The sequence below is a fragment of the Glycomyces salinus genome (assembly GCF_016428645.1).
GTDB classification, from domain to species: domain Bacteria; phylum Actinomycetota; class Actinomycetes; order Mycobacteriales; family Micromonosporaceae; genus Glycomyces; species Glycomyces salinus.
Window position 1 is genome coordinate 1 of sequence record NZ_JAELXW010000179.1, and the last position, 1,930, is coordinate 1,930.

3 protein-coding genes are annotated in these 1,930 nt (G+C 56.0%); all 3 read right to left on the bottom strand.

Features of this window, described 5'->3' with window-relative positions:
* Positions 1-21: 21 nt before the first annotated feature.
* A complete protein-coding gene (locus tag JFB92_RS24920; RefSeq protein WP_199044648.1) occupies positions 22-207 on the bottom strand; it encodes a hypothetical protein in 186 nt (61 codons plus the stop codon).
* Positions 208-598: 391 nt separating this feature from the next.
* On the bottom strand, positions 599-967 hold the full coding sequence (locus JFB92_RS24925; RefSeq protein ID WP_199044650.1) for a hypothetical protein: 369 nt from the start codon (positions 965-967) through the stop codon (positions 599-601).
* Positions 968-1,048: 81 nt separating this feature from the next.
* A partial coding sequence (locus tag JFB92_RS24930) for a polymorphic toxin-type HINT domain-containing protein (RefSeq protein ID WP_199044652.1) occupies positions 1,049-1,930 on the bottom strand: 882 nt, incomplete at its 5' end.

The following is a 1,930-nucleotide window of genomic DNA, read 5'->3' on the forward strand; positions in this document are numbered from 1 at the left end:
ACCAGGGGGTTTCCTTGCCTCTCAACGGGTTTCAGTCACAGTCCGTATCGCCTGGCTTGCACGGAAAGACTCAATGACACAAAAAGCGTCGTACGGCAGGTGATAGAGCAAATCCTGCGGCTCATCCTCCTCATCTTCTTCGAAAACTCCATCCAGGAATGACAGGACAGATTCATAGATCTCCGAGGTCAGTTCAGTGCCGTTCATGACCCGATTCCACAGACCTTTATCGGCCCGCATACCGAGCTCAAACTCAGGCCGTTGGTCAGTCTCAAGAAGACACCGCGAATAGGGCCTGACCCTTTCACAGCCAGAAGCTACGAAAAGCCCTGCTTCGGCCGGAGTAAGTATCTTGAGGCAGCCCTCGAGCTTTTCATATCGGTCTACTACCATCCAAACAATCTCCTTCCGGTATCACGCCCAAAGAGCACTTCACTTTTGGACATTCGTGCCCGCACGCGCCGAGTTGTGATCGGTCACGGGAAACTGTCACGCTTAGCCTGGGTTGGATGGCTCGGCAAGGGAGGCGTCGACAACCGGATCCTCATCCCAGAGGGCCAGCCAAAAAGCTTCAGGTCTGCTATATCAATAGATGCCTCTATACCGCAATGGCGATAAAGGTAGCAAAATCGACTCTATCGACGTATAGGCTTATCCTATTGACGACAGAGTTGAGGCGCAATCCCAGGATCGCTGTTTCATTCACATCAGAAAACCTTGATTCACCTCTTCCGCATTCGACTTCACCTATCTTCACCAGAGCTGAGAGCACCGACTCAGCCTTGCCTGCCCTATAAAGCACTACTCTGATAGGCCCATCAACGGCAGGAAGAGTGTATAGCTGGATAGTGTCTTCGAACTCATCGTCTCGATGACAAACTTGCTCATCAAGATAGTTGATCTCGAGCAGGCTTTCGAACCTTGCCACTATCATTCCATGATGAGAGTGGAGGTCGAGTGCGCTCACCATTCCTTCGCGATCAGAGTACAGAAGTATCACTTCCTATTCAACGTAGGTTTCGAATAAAAACTTGGGATACTGAAGACCTCAAATCTTTGAACGTCTGATTAGGTTCGATACAAGTCCGCCCTGACTCCTATAGCACCTTGCACAGTGCGGATACGCAGTTTGTGGTGCTCCGGGGGATACTAGCTTCGTCGGCGGTTGATGATCTGGAATCCAATTTCCACTTGGCAATCCAGATGTCGACGCACCGCAGGTGTGGCACCCAAATCTGTCTCCAGCCTCATTCACCATATCCCGCACCGGCGGGGCGTCAATATCGCCGTCTATGAGCGCGACTCCCTCTTGAGCGTGCTCCCCGGCCCCTAGTGTCTGGTCGGCCAGTTTTTCCTCACTCGCCTCGCTACCTGGCCTATCTTTAGCGGGATCACATCCGCCCGCGTTGTGGGTGAGCAGGTTGGTGTCTGCTGCGGTGACGCTGTAGGTGTGGAGGTCGGCGACGGTGAGGTTGTGGACCATTGCCGTCTCGACCTTGGCATCGACCGCGGTGATCTGGATCCAGCTGCCTGCGCTGGTGCGCAGGAGCTGGCCGATCTGCAGGTCGATTGCGTCAACCCACTGGCCAGGCAACTCACTCGGCGGCTCGGTCGATACGGCGGCGTCCTCTTCGGGCCCGGCACTCTGGTGATTGTCGTATTCGGTTGTTGCCGACAGGGTAGCAACCGGTGGGCCACCGCCTCCCGAACCTGAACCGTCGGCCGACTCATCGTGTGAGACGTGCGGGGTGTCAGCCGCATCGGTCTCGGCCGGATCAGTGCTGAAGACGTCCTCGATCGGCACCTGCGCCAGGTCGGCCACCCAGATCGGGTGTTCGTCGGTCGCGGTGACCGTGGCATCGGTGGCGCCGTCGCCGTCGGTGTCGACGCCGAAGGTGACCAGGGCGCGTTCGGAGGTTTTGACCATGGT

What these genes read in the sequence shown, in the direction of transcription:
- JFB92_RS24920 (WP_199044648.1), bottom strand. Translation starts at nt 207, where the DNA reads ATGAACGGCACTGAACTGACCTCGGAGATCTATGAATCTGTCCTGTCA.